General features: G+C 72.3%; 15 protein-coding genes. 3 read left to right on the forward strand and 12 right to left on the reverse strand.

The annotated features are described in order from the left end of the window. Window positions 1-59: 59 nt before the first annotated feature. Together QRX60_RS05660 and QRX60_RS05665 are read right to left on the reverse strand one after the other, a co-directional pair. Window positions 60-893 carry a uroporphyrinogen-III synthase gene (locus QRX60_RS05660; protein ID WP_285999738.1) on the reverse strand — a complete coding sequence of 278 codons (834 nt, stop codon included), beginning with the start codon at window positions 891-893 and terminating at the stop codon, window positions 60-62. Next, window positions 886-1854 carry a helix-turn-helix transcriptional regulator gene (locus QRX60_RS05665; protein ID WP_285999739.1) on the reverse strand — a complete coding sequence of 323 codons (969 nt, stop codon included), beginning with the start codon at window positions 1852-1854 and terminating at the stop codon, window positions 886-888. The genes QRX60_RS05660 and QRX60_RS05665 overlap by 8 nt, the downstream gene beginning before the upstream one ends. Before the next feature lie 63 nt (window positions 1855-1917). Here QRX60_RS05665 and QRX60_RS05670 point away from each other — a divergent pair, with 63 nt between their 5' ends. After that, window positions 1918-2313 carry a DUF3224 domain-containing protein gene (locus tag QRX60_RS05670; protein ID WP_285999740.1) on the forward strand — a complete coding sequence of 132 codons (396 nt, stop codon included), beginning with the start codon at window positions 1918-1920 and terminating at the stop codon, window positions 2311-2313. A 9-nt stretch (window positions 2314-2322) separates the two neighbouring features. Next, entirely contained in the window at window positions 2323-3423 is a 1101-nt protein-coding gene (locus QRX60_RS05675; protein WP_285999741.1) for a DNA glycosylase AlkZ-like family protein, read from the forward strand. A 19-nt stretch (window positions 3424-3442) separates the two neighbouring features. Here QRX60_RS05675 and QRX60_RS05680 read toward each other — a convergent pair whose 3' ends face one another. From QRX60_RS05680 to QRX60_RS05725, 10 genes are all read right to left on the reverse strand, one after another. Further along, a complete protein-coding gene (locus QRX60_RS05680) occupies window positions 3443-4540 on the reverse strand; it encodes a uroporphyrinogen-III synthase (protein WP_285999742.1) in 1098 nt (365 codons plus the stop codon). Further along, on the reverse strand, window positions 4537-4881 hold the full coding sequence (gene nirD / locus QRX60_RS05685) for a nitrite reductase small subunit NirD (RefSeq protein WP_285999743.1): 345 nt from the start codon (window positions 4879-4881) through the stop codon (window positions 4537-4539). The genes QRX60_RS05680 and nirD overlap by 4 nt, the downstream gene beginning before the upstream one ends. Beyond that, window positions 4878-7385 carry a nitrite reductase large subunit NirB gene (gene nirB / locus QRX60_RS05690; protein ID WP_285999744.1) on the reverse strand — a complete coding sequence of 836 codons (2508 nt, stop codon included), beginning with the start codon at window positions 7383-7385 and terminating at the stop codon, window positions 4878-4880. Before nirB ends, nirD begins: the two co-directional genes overlap by 4 nt. Window position 7386: 1 nt before the next feature. Next, window positions 7387-8778, reverse strand: coding sequence for a nitrate/nitrite transporter (locus QRX60_RS05695; protein ID WP_285999745.1), 1392 nt, complete (start codon window positions 8776-8778; stop codon window positions 7387-7389). After that, entirely contained in the window at window positions 8775-10202 is a 1428-nt protein-coding gene (locus tag QRX60_RS05700; RefSeq protein ID WP_285999746.1) for an FAD-dependent oxidoreductase, read from the reverse strand. Before QRX60_RS05700 ends, QRX60_RS05695 begins: the two co-directional genes overlap by 4 nt. After that, a complete protein-coding gene (locus QRX60_RS05705; protein WP_285999747.1) occupies window positions 10199-12247 on the reverse strand; it encodes a molybdopterin oxidoreductase family protein in 2049 nt (682 codons plus the stop codon). The genes QRX60_RS05700 and QRX60_RS05705 overlap by 4 nt, the downstream gene beginning before the upstream one ends. A 226-nt stretch (window positions 12248-12473) precedes the next feature. Beyond that, a complete protein-coding gene (locus QRX60_RS05710) occupies window positions 12474-13271 on the reverse strand; it encodes a TIGR02569 family protein (protein ID WP_285999748.1) in 798 nt (265 codons plus the stop codon). Between the two features lie 154 nt (window positions 13272-13425). Further along, on the reverse strand, window positions 13426-14601 hold the full coding sequence (moeZ, locus tag QRX60_RS05715) for an adenylyltransferase/sulfurtransferase MoeZ (RefSeq protein ID WP_285999749.1): 1176 nt from the start codon (window positions 14599-14601) through the stop codon (window positions 13426-13428). A gap of 130 nt (window positions 14602-14731) precedes the next feature. After that, complete coding sequence (locus QRX60_RS05720; protein WP_285999750.1) at window positions 14732-15898, reverse strand: DUF3152 domain-containing protein; 1167 nt, start codon at window positions 15896-15898, stop codon at window positions 14732-14734. An 80-nt stretch (window positions 15899-15978) separates the two neighbouring features. Next, window positions 15979-16992 (reverse strand): alpha/beta fold hydrolase, encoded by a 1014-nt coding sequence (locus QRX60_RS05725; RefSeq protein WP_408630208.1) that lies wholly within the window; start codon window positions 16990-16992, stop codon window positions 15979-15981. A 77-nt stretch (window positions 16993-17069) separates the two neighbouring features. Between QRX60_RS05725 and QRX60_RS05730 the strand changes: the two genes are divergently transcribed. Then, window positions 17070-17696 (forward strand): TetR/AcrR family transcriptional regulator, encoded by a 627-nt coding sequence (locus tag QRX60_RS05730; protein ID WP_285999752.1) that lies wholly within the window; start codon window positions 17070-17072, stop codon window positions 17694-17696. Window positions 17697-17732 lie beyond the last annotated feature (36 nt).

Here is a 17732-nt window from a genome sequence, read left to right on the forward strand (position 1 = left end):
TGGCCGGCCCATCGCGCAATGGCCGCGGCTCGCCGCCGGCCGCGACGACGACCTCGGCCCTACGACCGGCTTTCCGGCTCCCCGCCGGTGCCACTGAGCGTCGTGACCAGGAGCTTCACCAGGGCGCCGAGGCGCTGCCGCTCCGGCTGCAGCGTCTCGACCCCCGCGGCCTCCAGCGGCGCCGCCGTCACCGGCCCGACGCACGCGCACACCAGCGGGCCGCGCAGGGCGGTGAGGAGGTGCTCGTAGCGTCCGGAGGTGCGGGCCAGCGTCAGGAGGTTCGCCGCCGCGGGGGCGCTCGTGAACGCCAGCGCGCCGAGCTCGCCGGCCACGGCCGCGTCGATCAGGTCGTACACCGGCGTGACGTCCGGCGGCGAGGTCCAGCGGTACGGCTGTACCTCGACCAGCCGGGCTCCCGCCTCCACCAGGGGCGCCGTGAGGTCCGGCAGCGGGGTCCCGTGCAGCTGGACCGCCGTCCGCTGCCCGAGCACGCCCGCCGACGCGACGGCCTCGAACAGCTCGGCGTTGGACTCCGACTCGGCCGAGAACGTCTCGCGCAGGCCGGCACCCCGGACGGCGCCCACCGCCTTGGGCCCGCGCGCGTAGATCCGCGACCCCCGCAGGTGGTCGATCAGCTGCTGCCGGAGTCCCCAGCCCTCGGCCGCGTCGAGCCAGCCGCGGAAGCCCGCGCCCGTCGTCACGACCGTGATGTCGACCGGCGACATCACCAGCTTCAGGGTGGCCGAGTGCAGTTCGGGGTCGGTGTCGAGCGGCACGATCGTGATCGTCGGCGCGTGGCGGACGTCGGCGCCGTGGCGTTCGAGGGCCGCGATGAACTCCCCGGCCCGGCGCTCGGCCGTGACGCCGATCGCGACCCCGCTCAGCTCACCCATAGAACGCGCCCATCTCCTCGATCGCTTCCGCCAGCTCCGCACGCAGGTCCGCCGGTGCGACGACCTCCAGGTGCGGCCCGAACCGCAGCAGCTCGCCGATGGCCGGTTCGCCCGGCTCCACCGGCAGCTCCACGGTGAGCCAGCCGTCCGCGTCGGGCTCGTTCCGGCATTCCCGCAGCGCGCGGGCGCCGACCGAGCCCGCGTAGAACGGTACGAGAGCCTGCGCGCGCGGCGACAACCGCACCTCGGCGACGCGCGGGAACATCCGGCGTTCGAACTGCTCGGACCACTCCTGCCAGTACGCCGCGAGGTCGAATCCGGCGGGCCGTTCGAACTCTTCGCCGAGGTCGGTCAGCTCCAGTACCCGCGAGATCCGGTAGGTGCGGTCGGTGCCCTCGCAGCGGCCGGCGAGGTACCAGTTGCCCGCCTTGAGGATCAGGCCGAGCGGCTCGAGGTCGCGTTCGACGACCCGCTGGCCCCACCGCTCGTAGCGGATCCGGATCCGGTGCGACGACCACACGGCGTCGGCGATCGCGGACAGCGTCGGCAGGCTTTCGATGCCCCGGTGCCAGCCGGGAACGTCCAGGTAGAAGCGCTCGGCGACGCGCCCGGCACGGTCTCGGAGCTCCCGAGGCAGCGCCGCGTACAGCTTGAGCTGGGCGGCGGCCAGGACGGTGCCGAGGCCCAGCTCGGCCGCCGCCACGGGCAGCCCGGCCAGCGACAGCGACTGGGCCTCTTCCTCGGTCATCCCGGTGAGCCGGGTGCGGTAGCCGTCGACCAGGCGATAGCCGCCGGTCCGGCCGCGGTCGGCGTACACCGGGACGCCGGACGCCGACAGCGCGTCGATGTCCCGGTAGACCGTCCGCACCGAGACCTCGAGCTCCTCGGCCAGCTCTTCGGCCGTCATCCGGCCGCGGTTCTGCAGCAGGAGGAGGACGGACAGGAGGCGGCTGGCGCGCATGCGTCCCATACTCGCAGAAATACCTGACACAAGCTGACAGGTATGCCGGGGAGAGTGGTCCCCATGAACGCATTCACCATGAAGAACTGGGAAGAGAACATCGTCAGCGGGACCGATGGAGGTCCCCGGGTGGCGTACGCGCACGCCGCGATGGCCTACGACGGCGTCATCGAGGGTGAATCGGTCTGCGACCTCCTGCTGTACTACGCGGGCGAAGGCTACGAAAGCGGCACGACGACGTCGCCGAGCTTCGAGCGCTTCGAAGGCAAGGTCGACGGCCGCGCGGGGACGTTCATCGTGAAGCACGAGTTCACGTTCGACGCCCAGGGCATCGCGTCGACGTTCGGCGTCGTGCCGGGCTCGGGCACCGGCGAGCTGGCCGGACTCACCGGCAGCGGCACCGTCGGCGGCGCGATGGGTGAGGAGAAGATGGGGTACACCTTCGAGTACACGCTCTAGGAGCCGCACGTGGACCGTCGTCAGGTACTCGCCTACCGCATCGCCGAGCACGGGCTGCACCGCACCGCGCGGGACGTCGCCGAGCTCGCGGTCGTCCGGGCGGGGCTGCAGGACAGCATGCGCGACACCGCGCTGCTGGCCGCCGTGGCCCGCGTCGACGGCCGGGTATCCCTCGTGGACGACGACCGGCTCGTCCTGGCCTGGACGCTCCGCGGCGCGCCGCACTACCACCTGGACCTCGCCGAGGTGACGCGCGCGCTGGTGCCCCTCGACGACGCGGACGCGCTGGCCCGGATGCTGTGGCAGCGCAAGGAGCTGGCGGCCACCGGCCTGGCGGCGGCCGACGTGGTCTTCACGGCGGCGGCCGCCCTTCGCGCGGTCGTCACGAAGGAAATGACCAAGGGCGCGGTTTCGACGGCTGTGACGAAGAAGCTGCCACCGGAGTTTTCCCGCTGGTGCCGAGGGTGCAACGCCACTCACATCCAGGAGCAGCTGATGCGCATCGCGGCACCGCACGCGGGCCTCCGCCTGGTGGCCGGCGCGACCCCGGCGACGCTGGCGCCCCTCGAAGGCCGCGGCCGGATGCGCAAGACCCCGGACGTCGCCGCGGCGACCTCGGTGGTCGAGTCGTACTTGCGCCTCAACGGGCCGGCGTCGCCGGGGGAAGCGGCGGAGTTCGTGGGGACGGCTCGGGCGGTCGTGGACAAGACGTGGCCGTCGGACTTGGCCGAGGTGAAGGTCGAGGGCAAGACCCGCTACCTGCCATCGTCGTCTTTGGCGGCGCTGGAGAACCCGCCCGAGCCGGACGTCGTGCGGCTGCTGCCCCCGCTGGACCCGTTCATCCAGGCCCGCGACAAGGCGCTGCTCGTCCCGGACCCGGCGCGGCGCAAGGAAGTCTGGAAGATGCTGGGCAACCCGGGCGTACTGCTGGCGGACGGCGACATCGCGGGCACCTGGCGGACCAAGGGCAGCGGGGCGAAGCTGGCGTTCACGGTGACGGCGTTCGACCCGCTGCGCCCGGCGGTTCGCGAGGAGGCCGAGGCCGAAGCGGCCCGGGTGGCCGCGGCGCGGGGGTTCGAGAAGCACACGGTCACCTGGACCGAGTCGTGAGCGGGAGGACGAGTGGGGCTCAGGCGTCCACGGCCAGCCGGTAACCGCGTTTCACCACCGTCTGCACGACCTTCCCGCCGCCCAGCGAAGTCCGCAGCCGCCCGATCGCCGTCTCCACCGCGTGTTCCTCCCCGCCCCCGGGCAACGCCGAGATCAGCTCGCGCCGTGAGACCACCCTGCCGGGCGTAGCCGCCAACGCCCGCAACAGAGCCATCGGCGCCGGGGCCACCTCGCGCCACTCGCCGTCCACCACCGCCGACTGGCCGCGCAGCTCGATCGACAGCCCGCCCGCCGAGAACCGCGGCGACCGCGCCAGCAGCGTCTCCGACACGCACCGCGCCAGCGCCCCGATCCGGGCCCGGTGCGGCTGCACCGTCGGCACGCCGAGCGCCGCCAGCGGGCCGGCCGTGATCGGCCCGACGCAGGCCGCGACGACCGGACCCGACAGCGCCGAGATCAACCCCGGCAGCCGCCCGGTCCGGCGGGCCAGCGCCACCAGCGAAGCCACCGCCGGCGCGCTCGTGAACGGCAGCGCGTGGATAGACCCCTCCAGCACCCCGTCGAGCAGCCGGTCCACCGGGCCCGGGTCCACCGGGCCGACCCAGCGGTACACCGAGACCTCGATGACCTCCGCCCCGGCCGCGCGCAGTGCGTCCACGAAGTACGGCAGCGGCTCGCCGTGCAGCTGCACCGCGATCCGCATGCCCGAGACGTCCGAAGAAAGCAGGTGCTGCAGCAACTCCGCGTTGCTCTCCGACGCCGGCGAGTACGACTCCGAAAGCCCCGCCGCGCGGATGGCGCCGGTCACCTTCGGGCCGCGCGCCAGCAGCGAAGACGCCGAAAGGCGCGACAGCAGGGCGTCCCCCAGCCCCCAGCCCTCGGCCGCCTCGAGCCAGCCGCGGAAGCCGATGCCCGTCGTCGCCACCACCGCGTCCACGTGCGACTCCAGCAGCGCCGACGTCGCCGCGTGCAGCTCGGTGTCGTCCGTCAGCGGCACGATCCGGATCGCCGGGCCGTAGCGGACGCTCGCGCCCTTGCGCACCAGCAGCGCGCCGAGCTCGTCCGCCCGGCGCGCCGCGGTGATGCCGACCACGAACCCGGTCAGCGGCAGGATCACGGGCTCTCCACTTCGACCACGCCCTCTCGCACGCGCACTTCGTACACCGGGACCGACACGTCCTCGGCGTCCAGGCACCGTCCGCTGTCGAGCGCGAACCGCTCCTTGTAGACCGGCGACGCGACCACGGGCACGCCGCCCGCGTCCCCGACGATGCCGCGCGAGAGCACCGCCGCGCCGCTGCAGGGGTCCCAGTTGGACAGGGCGTACCACCGGTCGCCGGGCAGGTGGAAGACGGCCACCTGCACGCCGCCGTCGAACAGCGCGGCGACCCCCGCGTACTCCGGGACCGAAGCGGCCGGGCAGACCGCCGTCCAGGTTCGTTCGATCGACGTCGTCATCGGCGCACCTCCGGGACTCCCAGCATCACGGGCACTTTCTGCTCCCGCTCCGACCGGAACGAGATCGCCGGGTCGGGCGCGCCCGGCGCGTTGACGAAGGACGTGAACCGGGCCAGCTTCTCCGGGTCCTCGAGCACGCCCTTCCACTCGTCGGCGTAGTTGTCGACGTGCTTGGCCATCGCCGCGTCGAGGTCCTCGCAGATGCCGAGCGAGTCGTCGACGATCACCGCGCGCAGGTGGTCGAGGCCGCCTTCGAGCTCTTCGATCCACGGCGCCGTCCGCTGCAGCCGGTCGGCGGTGCGCACGTAGAACATCAGGAACCGGTCGATGGTCCGGATCAGCGTCTCGGTGTCCACATCGGACACGAGCAGCTCGGCGTGCCGCGGCGTCGTGCCGCCGTTGCCGCCGACGTAGAGGTTCCAGCCGTTCTCGGTCGCGATGATCCCGAAGTCCTTGCTCCGCGCCTCCGCGCACTCCCGCGCGCACCCCGAAACCGCCGACTTGAGCTTGTGCGGCGACCGCAGGCCGCGGTAGCGCAGCTCCAGTTCGATCGCCAGGCCGACGCTGTCCTGCACGCCGTAGCGGCACCACGTCGACCCGACGCACGACTTCACCGTGCGCAGCGCCTTGCCGTAGGCGTGCCCGGACTCGAACCCGGCGTCCACGAGCTTGCGCCAGATCAGCGGCAGCTGGTCCACGGTCGCCCCGAACAGGTCGATCCGCTGGCCGCCGGTGATCTTGGTGTACAGCCCGAACTCCTGGGCGACCTGGCCGATCACGATCAGCTTCTCCGGCGTGATCTCGCCGCCGGGGATCCGCGGGACCACCGAGTACGTGCCGTTGCGCTGCAGGTTCGCCAGGTACCGGTCGTTGGTGTCCTGCAGCGTCATCTGCTCGCCGCCGAGCACGTGCCCGTTGCCGAGGGTGGCCAGGATGGACGCCACCGCGGGCTTGCAGATCGCGCAGCCGCTGCCCGAGCCGTAGCGGCCGATCAGCTCGCTGAACGTCGTGATGCGCGTGGCCTGGACGATCTCGAACAGCTCCGCGCGCGACTGCGGGAAGTGCTCGCACACGGCCTTCGACTGCTCGACACCGCACGCCGTCAGCAGCTTGCCGAGCAGCGGGACGCACGAACCGCACGCGGTGCCGGCGCGGGTGCACGCCTTGAGCTTGCCCACGGTGTCGCAGCCGTCCTCGTGGACCGCGCGGGTGATCGCGCCCTTGGACACCGCGTTGCACGAACAGATCTGCGCCGCGTCGGGCAGCGCGTCGACACCGACCGCGGCGCCACCGCCGGCCGGGGCGAGGATCGCGCCTGGTTCGGCGGGCAGCGGACGGCCGACCAGCGCGCGCAGGGTGTTGTACTCGGTCGCGTCGCCGACGAGCACGCCGCCGAGCAGCGTCTTGCCGTCGTCGGTGACCACGAGCTTCTTGTACGTCCCGGCGACCGCGTCGTTGACGGCGACCTCCAGGGCGCCCTCGGTGGTCGCGTGCGCGTCGCCGAAGGAAGCGACGTCGACGCCCATCAGCTTCAGCTTCGTGGACGTGTCCGGCTCCGGGAACTCCCCGGAACCGCCGGTGAGCTGGGCGGCGACGATCTCCGCCATCGCGTACCCGGGGGCGACGATGCCGTAGACGCGACCGTCGACGGCCGCGCACTCACCGATCGCGTACACCGACGGATCGCTGGTGCGGCACGACGCGTCGGTCAGCACCCCGCCGCGCGGGCCGACGTCGAGACCGGACTGCCGGGCGAGGTCGTCCCGCGGCCGGACACCGGCCGAGAACACGACGAGGTCGACGTCCAGCTCGGTGCCGTTGCCCAGCTTGGCGACCAGCCGGGAGCCGTCGGCCTCGATGGCGTCGGTCGAAGTTCCCGTGTGGACGGTGACGTCGAGGCCGGTGATGAGCCGGCGCAGCAGCGAGCCGCCGCCCTCGTCGACCTGCAGCGGCATCAGCCGCGGCGCCATCTCGACGACGTGCGGGGAGAGTCCCATGTCCCGCAACGCCTTCGCGGCCTCCAGGCCGAGCAGGCCACCGCCGATGACGACGGCCGAGCGCCGCCCGCGTCCGGGCTTGTCGACCGCGGCCGCGCGGATCGCGTCGAGGTCCTCGATGGTCCGGTAGACGAAGCAGCCGGGCAGGTCGTGCCCGGGCACCGGCGGCACGAACGGCCGTGAGCCGGTGGCCAGCACGAGCGCGTCGTAGGGCACCGTGGCCCCGGACGCCGTGGTGACGGACTTGGCCGACCGGTCCACCGCCGTCACCAGCTCGCCGAGCCGCAGGTCGACGTGCGGGTCCCCCGCGTAGTCCGCCCCCGGGAGGGCGAGCGCCGCGGGGTCCCAGGTGTCCACGTAGGACGTCAGCGCCACCCGGTCGTACGCCGGACGCGGCTCCTCGGCCAGGACGACGACGTGCCAGTTCCCGTCGGGGTCTTCCGCGCGCACCGCCTCCACGAGCCGGTGGGCGACCATGCCGTGTCCGGCGACGACCAGGGTGGGCATCTCAGACCTCCGCTCCCGCGAGCGCCAGACCGCGCTCACTCGTGGGCTGTTCGGCGGGCTTGCGCAGGTAGACCGCCCAGGTGACGGCGAAGCACAGCCCGTAGAAGACCAGGAACCCGATGAAGGCGGGCACCCCGCTCTTCGCGTCGGCGAACGACTGCCGGAACGCGAGGTTGATGAACAGGCCGCCCTCGGCGCCGATCGCCCCGGCCAGGCCGATCAGCGCGCCCGAGAACCGGCGGGCCTTGAGCAGTTCGGCCGCTTCCTCGGCGCCGTTCGCGATCGCGACCTTCGCCTTGGCCCGGAAGATCGCCGGGATCATCTTGTACGTCGAGCCGTTGCCGATGCCGGTGAGCACGAACAGCACGATGAACGCGATCGTGAACAGCGCCAGGGACTTCGACGTCGACGCGAGGATCAGCACGACCGTGGCCAGCGCCATCCCGGTGAACGTGAAGAAGGTGATCTTGCCGCCGCCGATCCGGTCGGCCAGCCAGCCGCCCGCCGGCCGCGAGAGCGAGCCGAGCAGCGGGCCGAGGAACGTCACCGCGGCCGCCTGCAGCGGGGTGCGGCCGAACTGGTTCTGCAGCACCAGGCCGAAGGCGAAGCTGTAGCCGATGAACGAGCCGAACGTGCCGACGTAGAGGAACGACATCACCCACGTGTGCGGGTCCTTGACGACCTCGCGCATGGCCTTGGTGTCGCCCTTCACGGAGGCGAGGTTGTCCATGCAGAAGTACGCGCACACCGCGGCGACGACGATCAGCGGGATGTAGACGTAGAGCACGATCCGCGGCGCCGTCGCGCCCGCGGTGCCGATCACCAGGAGCCCGACCAGCTGGATCGCCGCGACGCCGAGGTTGCCGCCCCCGGCGTTGAGGCCGAGCGCCCAGCCCTTGTGCTTCTCCGGGTAGAAGGTGTTGATGTTCGTCATCGACGACGCGAAGTTGCCGCCGCCGACGCCGCCGAGGGCCGCGACCAGCAGGAACGTGCCGAGTGACGTGCCCGGGTGCAGCACCACCGCGGCCAGCACCGTCGGGATCAGCAGCAGCGCGGCGCTGACGACCGTCCAGTTGCGCCCGCCGAACTTCGCCACGGCGAAGGTGTAGGGCAGCCGCATCAGGCCGCCGATCAGCGTCGGCGTCGAGACGAGCAGGAACTTGTCGGCGGCGGAGAACCCGTAGTCCTTGCCCATGAACAGGACGATGACCGACCACAGGGTCCAGATGGAGAAGCCGATGTGCTCGGCGAAGACCGAGAACCACAGGTTGCGGCGGGCGACCTTCTTGCCGGTCGCCTCCCAGAACTCCTCGTTCTCCGGCTCCCAGTGCTCGATCCAGTGCTTTCCTTGGTGCGCCACGGCGTTCTCCTTCGTGCGGGTCGGGTTCGTCATTGCGCCGCGAGCCAGTTGGCGATGCCGCCGACGGTGTCGGTGCACCCGCCGCAGCCCGTCGTGGCTCGCGTGGCCCGCGCCAGTGCGGGGGTGTCGGTGGCCCCGGCTTTCCAGGCCTCGATCAGCCGGCCCTTGGTGACGTTGTTGCAGCGGCAGATCACCGCCGCCGCGGGCAGGTCGGCCGGGCTGGCCGCCGGGGTGCTGCCGGCGGGGAGCGCGCGGCCCAGCAGCACGGCGAGCCGGTCGTCGGGCAGCAGCGTGCCGCGGTCGTGGAACTGCGTGATGGTCGCGGCCGCGTCCGGCAGGCCGAGCAGGATCGCCCCGGTGACGCGGTTTTCGCGGACGACGAGCTTGCCGTACCGGCCGCCGGTGGGGTCGTTGAAGGTCAGCACCTCGGCGTCGCCGTCGGACGCTTCGAGCTGCGTCTCCCCCAGCGCGGCGAGGTCGATGCCGCGGGCCTTGAGCCGGGTCACGGCCGTCGTTCCGCGGTAACGGGCGGCCGCGTTCGTGCCGGTCAGGACGTCCGCGAGGACCGAGGCCTGCTCCCACGCCGGCTGGATGAGCCCGGCGGGGGCGCCGGGGTGGCGGGCGCAGTCGCCGAGGGCGTGGATGCGGCCGTCGCTGGTGCGCAGCACGTCGTCCACGACGATGGCGCCGTCGACGTCGAGGCCGGCCTCGACGGCCAGGCGCGTCTCGGCGCGGACGCCGGCGGCGACCACGACGAGGTCGGCCGGCACGAGCGTGCCGTCGTCGAGCTTGAGGCCGTCGCCGGGCAGGTAGCGGGCGGCGGTGGCGCCGAACCGGAAGGTGACGCCCATGTCGGTGAGCTGCCGGGCCAGCACGTGCCCGGCGGCCGGGTCGAGCTGGCGCTCCATGACGTGCCCGAGCGGGTGCACGACCGTCACCTGGTTGCCGCGCCCGGCCAGGCCGCGGGCGGCTTCGAGGCCGAGCAGGCCACCGCCGAGCACCGCGACCGGTGCGCCGAAGCGGGCGGCGTCGAGGATCTTGGCGCAGTCGTCGAGGCTGCGGAAGGCGACCACGCCCGGTCCGGCTTCGAGGCCTTCGACCGGCGGGATCCACGGGTTGGCGCCGGTGGCCAGCACCAGCGCGTCGTAGTCCACGCATGCTCCGTCGCCGAGCTCGACGCAGCGCTTCTCGCGGTCGATCCGGGCGACGTCGACGCCGAGCCGCAGGTCGATGTTGTGCCGCGCCGCCCATTCGTCGTCGTGCAGGCGGACGCTCTCGGCACTCATCCCGCCGGCGACGACCGCCGACAGCAGCACCCGGTTGTAGGCGGCGTGCTTCTCGGCGCCGAGCACGGTCAGGCGGACCCGCTCGGCGATCGGGTCGCGGCGGCGGATCTCGTCGGCCAGGCGGGCGCCGGCCATGCCGTACCCGACGATGACGACTTCACGGGGGCTCATGCGGCACCATCCACAGTAGACAGGGAAACGGCACACACCTTGAACTCCGGCATCCGGCTGACCGGGTCGAGCGCCGGGTTGGTGAACAGGTTCGCGCGCTGCTCACCGGGGAAGTGGAACGGCAGGAACACGAGGTCGGGCCGGAGGCTCTGGACGAACCGCACCTTCGCGACGGTCTCGCCGCGGCGGGACCGGACCACCGCGGGGTCGCCCTCTTCGAGCCCGGCGCGCTTGGCGGTGTCGGGGTGGACCTCGACGAACGCCTCCGGGACGACGTCGTTCAGCTCGCCGATCAGCCGGGTCTGCGCGCCCGACTGGTAGTGCTGCAGCACGCGTCCGGTGGTGGCCTGCAAGGGGAACTCGTCGTCCGGCAGTTCCGCGGGGCCGGTGTGCTCGACCGGCACGAACCGCGCGCGGCCGTCCGGGTGGGCGAAGGCGTCGAGGAACATCCGCGGGGTGCCGGGGTGGTCGTCCGCCGGGACCGGCCAGTGCAGGGCTTCCCCGGCGCGCAGCCGTTCGTAGCTGACGCCGGAGTAGTCGGCGATCCCGCCCTTGGACGCGACCCGCAGCTCCTCGAACACCGTCTCGGCGTCGGCCGGAAACCGCCCGGAAGGCTGCCCGAGCCGCTCGGCGAGTCCGTTGAGGACGTCCAGATCGGACCGGACGCCGACCGGCGGGTCGATGGCCTTGCGCCGCAGCAGGACCCGGCCCTCGAGGTTGGTGAGCGTGCCGTCCTCTTCGGCCCACTGCGTGACCGGGAGGACGACGTCGGCCAGCGCGGCGGTCTCCGAAAGCACGAAGTCGGCGACGACCAGGAAGTCCAACGCGGACAACCGATCCTGGACGCGCTGTGAGCGCGGCGCCGAGACGACCACGTTGCTGCCGAACACCATCAGCGCCTTCGGGCCGCCGTCCTGCCCGAGGGCTTCGAGCAGCTCGCTGGCGGAACGGCCGGGACCGGGCAGGCTGTCCGGCTCCACGCCCCAGACGCCGGCGACGTACTCGCGCGCGGCCGGGTCGTCGAGCTTGCGGTAGCCGGGCAGCTGGTCGGCCTTCTGGCCGTGCTCGCGGCCACCCTGGCCGTTGCCCTGGCCGGTGAGGCAGCCGTAGCCGGAGCCCGCGCGGCCGGGCAGGCCGAGGGAGAGGGCGAGGTTGATCCAGGCACCGACGGTCGCGGTCCCGGTGGCGTGCTGCTCGGTGCCGCGGGCGGTGAGGATGTAGGCGTTGCGGGCGCCGGCGAGTTTCGCGGCGGCGAGGCGCATGTCGGCGGCCGAGACGCCGGTGACGCGCTCGGCGCGTTCCGGCCACCACGACGCGGCGATCCGCCACATGGCTTCGAAACCGGTGGTCCGGTCGTCCACATAGGACTTTTCGAGGTGGCCGCCTTCGACGACGGCGTGCAGGATGCCCAGCGCCAGCGCGAGATCCGTGCCCGGCGCGGGGGCGAGGTGGAGGCTCGCCAGCTCCGCGGTCGGGGTGCGCCGCGGGTCGACGACGATCAGGTCGGCGCCGCGCACGTGCTGGGTGAACGGCGGCATGGTCTCGGCCGGGTTCGCCCCGGCGAGCAGCACCACGTCGGCGTTCTTGAGGTCCGTGACGGGAAAGGGCATGCCCCGGTCCGCACCGAAGGCCTTGCTCCCGGCGGCGGCGGCCGAGGACATGCAGAAGCGGCCGTTGTAGTCGATCTGCGACGTGCCGAGCGCGACCCGGGCGAACTTGCCGAGCAGGTACGCCTTCTCGTTGGTCAGCCCGCCGCCGCCGAAGACCGCGACGGCGTCGGGGCCGTGTTCCTGCCGGAGGTCGTCGAGCTTGCGCGCGACGAAGCCGAGGGCGAAGTCCCAGCTGACGGGCTCGAGCGCGCCGTCCACCCGGATCATCGGGGTGGTCAGCCGCTTCGGCGACGTGAGCAGACTGCCGGCGGTCCAGCCCTTCTGGCACAGGCCGCCGGCGTTCACCGGGAAGTCCCGCGGAGTCACGCGGACGCCGTCGAGGCGCATCCCGCACTGCAACGCGCAGTACGGGCAGTGGGTGTCGACCTGCGGCACGGGCACCTCCTCGGCGGTTCGGGGATTGCCCTGACGCTAAGGAGGCCGTGTTAACCGGATTCGACCGAATGTTTCAGGCAGTTGACATTGCGGCGGTGTTTCCGCCGCCCAGCCGGTGAGATCCGCGTCCACGGGGCGGGAGTCGGGAGGTCAGCGGGAGTTCTTCCGCTGTGGCAGCGGATCTTGCGACCTCGGTCACAGGCCGGCGTCCAGCCGGCCGGGATCGTCACAATACGCCGCTGACCTCGCGTGCCGCGGCTCGCAGGCCGTCCAGCGACGCCTGCGTCGACCGGGGGTTGAGCGCGTTCGACGCCAGCCGGAACAGCACCGCGCGCAGCAGCAGCTGCGGCCATTCGGGCAGGTGCGCCCACCGCTCCAGCAGCTCGCGCGTCGCGCCGCCCCAGGCCAGGGCGTCCACCGCGACGATCGCCGCGCCGTACTCGCCCGGCCGGTAGTACGGGACGAAGTCGACGACGCCCGGGGCCGCGTCGCCGTCGAACAGCAGCCCGGCCAGCAGCTCGCCGTGGGCCACCTGCAGCGGCAGGCGGATCGGGCGGCGCGCGCCGGCGAGGACCTCGAACCAGCGGCCGCCCTTCGTCTCCTCCAGCGGGACCTCGAGCTCTTCCCAGGCGACGCGGTCGGCGACCGCGTCGACGTCCGTGCGCCCGTTGATGAAGTCCGGCCGGGGCAGGCCGATCGTCGCGCGGTGCAGCTTCACCGCCGCCAGGACCGAGGCGTCACCGCGGTGCTCGGGCGTGCCGGAGAGGAACCGGGAGGCCGTCCAGCCGCCGACGATCCAGCGGCCGTCGGTCGAGCGGACCGGCTTCGCCACGCGCAGGCCCGGCTCGTCGGCGTAGTCGAGCGCACGGGCGGTCCACAGCGTCCTGGCCTTGTCGGTGACCGGTTTGAAGACGAGGTCGCCGCAGCGCCACGCCGTCGAGTCCGGCATGGGTTCGCTGTCGTCGGCAAGACCGCCGAAGGCCGCGCAGACGTGCGCCGGGGGACGTTCGAGGGTTGTCCGCACAGCTGGTGACGGTACCCGGCCGGGTGGTCCACGATCGAGAAGACGCGCTGGTCACGCAGTGTTTTAGCACCGCGAGCCGACTCGGACGAAACGCCCGGAGGGGCACCCTCGTGGCCGGGAAAGCCAGGAAGGTGCCCCTCCGGGAGCACGACTGTCAGTAGGTCGGCAGGCTCGGGTCGATCTGCTTGGCCCAGGCCAGCACGCCGCCGCCGAGGTGCGTCGCGTCCTTGAAACCGGCCGCGTGCAGCGCGGCGAGGGCCTCGGCCGACCGCGCGCCCGACTTGCAGTGCAGGACGATCGGCTTGTCCTGCGGCAGCTCCGCCAGCGCCTCGCCCGAGAGGATCCGGTCCTTCGGGATCAGCGTCGCGCCCTTGATGTTGACGATCTCGTACTCGTGCTGCTCGCGGACGTCGATCAGGACGAAGTTCTCGCCGCTGTCGAACTTGGCCTTGAGCTCGGCCGGGGTGATCGTGCTACCCGACGCGGCCGAAGCGGCCTCGTCCGACACGACACCGCAGAACGCCTCGTAGTCGATCAGCTCGGTGATCTTCGGGGTCTCCGGATCCTTGCGGATCTTGACCTCGCGGTACTTCATCTCCAGCGCGTCGTAGCTGATCAGGCGGCCCAGCAGCGTCTCGCCGATACCGGTGATGAGCTTGATCGCCTCGGTCACCATGATCGAGCCGATGGACGCGCAGAGCACGCCCAGCACGCCACCCTCGGCGCAGGAGGGAACCATGCCCGGGGGCGGCGGCTCGGGGTAGAGGTCGCGGTAGTTGAGGCCCTTGCCGTTCGGCGCGTCCTCCCAGAAGACGCTGACCTGGCCCTCGAACCGGAAGATCGAGCCCCAGACGTACGGCTTGCCCAGCAGCACCGCGGCGTCGTTCACCAGGTAGCGCGTGGCGAAGTTGTCGGTGCCGTCGACGATCAGGTCGTACTGCTCGAAGATCTCGAGCGCGTTCGACGAGTCCAGCCGGTCGGTGTGCAGGTGCACCTTGACCAGCGGGTTGATCTCGGCGATCGACTCCTGCGCGGACGCGGCCTTGAGCTTGCCCACGTCGGACTGGCCGTGGATGACCTGGCGCTGCAGGTTCGACTCGTCCACGACGTCGAAGTCGACGATGCCGAGCGTGCCGACCCCGGCCGCGGCCAGGTACAGCAGCGCGGGGCTGCCGAGGCCGCCGGCGCCGATGACCAGGACCTTCGCGTTCTTCAGCCGCTTCTGCCCGGTCACCCCGACGTCCGGGATGATCAGGTGACGGCTGTACCGGGCCACCTCTTCCTTGGTGAGCTCGGCAGCCGGCTCGACGAGCGGCGGCAGTGCTGACATCAGGTCCTCCATCTCACGCGGATCGCGTCCATCCCACTATGCACAACGCGCGCAGGCAAATAGACCTTCCCGCGTCCAGATGGTGGGAACACTCGCCGCTTTTCGAGGCCCGGTGGCGAAGCCCCGGGTGTCACTGGGTCTTCGGCGTGGGGTTCGGCCAGGCGTTGGGCACGCAGGTGCGGCCGTCCTTGGCCACCTTGCCCTTGTCGCCACCGGGGATGTCGTTGAGCATCGACACGTAGTTGTCGTCCACGCCGAAGGACTGCTGCATCATCACCGGCGCCGGATCGCCGTTGCCGCCGCAGCCGACGTGTTGGTTGCCCAGTGCGTGCCCGACCTCGTGGTTGATGGCGTACTGCCGGTAGCCGGTCATGTCGGCGTTGAACGCCTTCGCGCCGCGGACCCAGCGGGCCAGGTTGATCAGCACCCGGCCCAGGCTCTTGCGGTAGCAGGACGCCTCGAACTTGATCTGGAAGCCGCAGGCGTCGGCCCGGTGGGTGGTCTCCGGGGTGGTGAGGCTCACCTTGAACGACGGGTTGGGGAAGGTGGCGTCGACGCGCTGCAGCGCGATCTTGCCGTCCCACGTCCAGCCCTTCTTGGGGTCGGACAGGGTGCCCTCGACGGCGGCCGCGAAGGCGTCGTCGCCGGCGTAGCTCGCCGGGTCGATGCCGTCCTCGACCTCGATCGTGTAGGTGTACAGCTTGCCGGTGCCGACCTTCGGGCCGCTGCCCGGCACGACGTGCCACTTCCCCGCGCCGGCCTGGGTGAACGGGCTGCCCTCGGGCAGGTCCGCGGTCGGCACCTTGAGGTCGACGGGCGTGGCCGGGTTCTCCGGGATGGCCTGCTCGCCGTTGCCGTCGATCGCTCCGCCCGCCGCGTCCCCGCCCGCCGACTCGACACCGGGGGCGGCGTTCTGTTCGGCGATCGGTTCGGCCGGGCTGTTCGCGGTGTTGACGACGACGAGCACGGTCAGCACGACGAGGATCGGCAGGGCGTAGACGCGCCAGCCGTAGGTCCCGGTGAGCTTCGCGAGGCCGGCCTTCGGGGGCTCGGACTTCTCACGCGGGGTCTCGACGTGCGGCTTCCAGGAGGCGCTCAGCGGCTCGGCGCTGGTCCGCCGCCCGCCCGGGCGGTAGCGGTCCTCGCCGACGCGCTGCGCGGGCTGCCGGGCCGGCCGGTACTGGCCGGTCCGCGGGGCGGCTTCGGGCTCCGGGGTTCCGTGCGGCGTGCGGCGGGGCGACGCGCGGTGGGGAGCCCGGCGATCTTCGCCTCGCGCGTCGTGCTTCACCCGGTCCACCGCACCAGGGTGCCACAGCGCCACCGAACCGTTATCGGCGACTGGCGGACCACCCGTGGATTGGTGGTCACCCGATCGGACTACCAGGTCCCGGCTTCGACGTGCTCCCACATGCCCAGCACGGCCTTCGCCACGACGATCGGCCGTTCCATCTGCGCCACGTGGCCCGTCCGCGGCAGGACGAGCAGCCGGGCCGTCGGGATCACCCGGGCCGTCCGCATGGCGCGTCTCACGGAGATGACCCGGTCGTCGCGACCCCAGACGACCAGCGTCGGCGCCCGCACCCGCGGCGCCGCCGACCACAGGGACGCCTTCCCGAGCGTCGACCACGCGCGGAAGATCGCGAACGTGCTGCGCGCCATGGCCGGCGTGGCCCAGGCGAGCGCGGCACGGGCGCCGTGTTCCTCGGCCAGCTCGTCCAGCCGGCTCTCCGGGAACCGCGACGGGTCGGCGAAGCACAGCTTGATCACCTGCGCGGCGCGTTCGCGCGGGCCGAGGGCGGCCAGCCGGCCCCGTACCCGCGCGCCGACCAGCGGCAGGTACGCCAGCGCCATCCGCGGGTCCGACAGCCGCCGCGGGTCGGGCCGGCGGTCCGGCATCGCGGGCGAGATGAGCGTCAGGGTCTTCACCAGCTCCGGGCGCCGTTCGGCGATCAGCAGCGCGATGGCGCCGCCCATCGAGTTGCCGAGCAGGTGCACCGGCGCGCCGGCGTCCTCGATGTGCCGCGCGACGACGGCGGCGTGGGCCTGGAGGCTGAAGTCGAAGCCCTTTTCGGGCTCGGAGTAGCCGAAGCCGGGCAGGTCGGGGGCGGTGCCGCCGGCGACCGGCGCGAGCAGCGCGGCCAGGTCGGTCCAGTTCGTCGACGAGCCGCCGAGGCCGTGCAGGTAGACCGCGGGCACGCCGTCGGGGCCCGGCGTGCGGCGGACGTGCAGGCGCGCGGTGCCGGCCTCCTCGAACGTCGCCGGCCACGGCGGGAGGATCGGCTCGAGGGAGGGCAGCTCCCTCGTCGAAAGGGGCACGTGCGTCAGCGGCGCCCGCGAGGCCACGGGGGTGTTCACGGGTCCAGGATGCCCGACACTTGGCAAGGCATACATACCGGCGAGTAATCTTCAGGACGACTTCACGCGGTGGCGACCCCGCCCGTCGAAGAGCCGAAGACGGGAGGAAGCGCATGACGGAGATGACGCGGTTGCAGCAACGAGGGGTGCGCCTGCCCCGGACGGAGCGCCGGGCCCAGCTCCTCGCCGCGGCGCAGCGGGTCTTCGCCGAGAACGGCTACCACGCCGCCGCGATGGACGAGATCGCCGAAGTGGCCGGTGTCAGCAAGCCGGTGCTCTACCAGCACTTCCCCGGCAAGCTCGACCTGTACATCGCGCTGCTCGAAAGCCACGTCGACGAGCTGGTCAAGCGCGTGCAGACGGCGCTGGACTCCACCACCGAGAACCGCCAGCGCGTCCCGGCGACGGTCGGCGCGTTCTTCGACTTCGTCAGCAACGACGCGGGCGCGTTCCGCATGGTGTTCGAGTCAGACCTGCGTGGCGAGCCGGCGGTCCAGGAAGCGGTCGACCGCGCGACGTCGGCGAGCGTGGACGCGATCACGGAGACGATCACGGCGGACGCGGGCCTCGACGAGGACAAGGCGCGGCTGCTGGCGGTCGGCCTGGTCGGGATGAGCCAGGTCAGCGCCCGGTTCTGGCTGCAGCACCACCAGTCGATGAGCCGCGAAGAGGCAGTCGCACTGACGGCGAACCTGGCCTGGCGCGGCATCGGCGGCGGCTTCCCCCTCAAGGACGCCTGAGGACGCATCTTTCCTAGGGAAAGCTCGCTGCTTTGC

Source organism: Amycolatopsis mongoliensis (assembly GCF_030285665.1).
Classification (GTDB): domain Bacteria; phylum Actinomycetota; class Actinomycetes; order Mycobacteriales; family Pseudonocardiaceae; genus Amycolatopsis; species Amycolatopsis mongoliensis.

Coding starts and splice junctions, on each gene's coding strand:
- QRX60_RS05725 (WP_408630208.1), bottom strand. CDS start 16,992: ATGTATGCCTTGCCAAGTGTCGGGCATCCTGGACCCGTGAACACCCCC.
- QRX60_RS05670 (WP_285999740.1), top strand. CDS start 1,918: ATGAACGCATTCACCATGAAGAACTGGGAAGAGAACATCGTCAGCGGG.
- QRX60_RS05660 (WP_285999738.1), bottom strand. CDS start 893: ATGGGTGAGCTGAGCGGGGTCGCGATCGGCGTCACGGCCGAGCGCCGG.
- nirB (WP_285999744.1), bottom strand. CDS start 7,385: ATGCCCACCCTGGTCGTCGCCGGACACGGCATGGTCGCCCACCGGCTC.
- QRX60_RS05700 (WP_285999746.1), bottom strand. CDS start 10,202: ATGAGCCCCCGTGAAGTCGTCATCGTCGGGTACGGCATGGCCGGCGCC.
- QRX60_RS05730 (WP_285999752.1), top strand. CDS start 17,070: ATGACGGAGATGACGCGGTTGCAGCAACGAGGGGTGCGCCTGCCCCGG.
- QRX60_RS05665 (WP_285999739.1), bottom strand. CDS start 1,854: ATGCGCGCCAGCCGCCTCCTGTCCGTCCTCCTCCTGCTGCAGAACCGC.
- moeZ (WP_285999749.1), bottom strand. CDS start 14,601: ATGTCAGCACTGCCGCCGCTCGTCGAGCCGGCTGCCGAGCTCACCAAG.
- QRX60_RS05695 (WP_285999745.1), bottom strand. CDS start 8,778: ATGACGAACCCGACCCGCACGAAGGAGAACGCCGTGGCGCACCAAGGA.
- nirD (WP_285999743.1), bottom strand. CDS start 4,881: ATGACGACGTCGATCGAACGAACCTGGACGGCGGTCTGCCCGGCCGCT.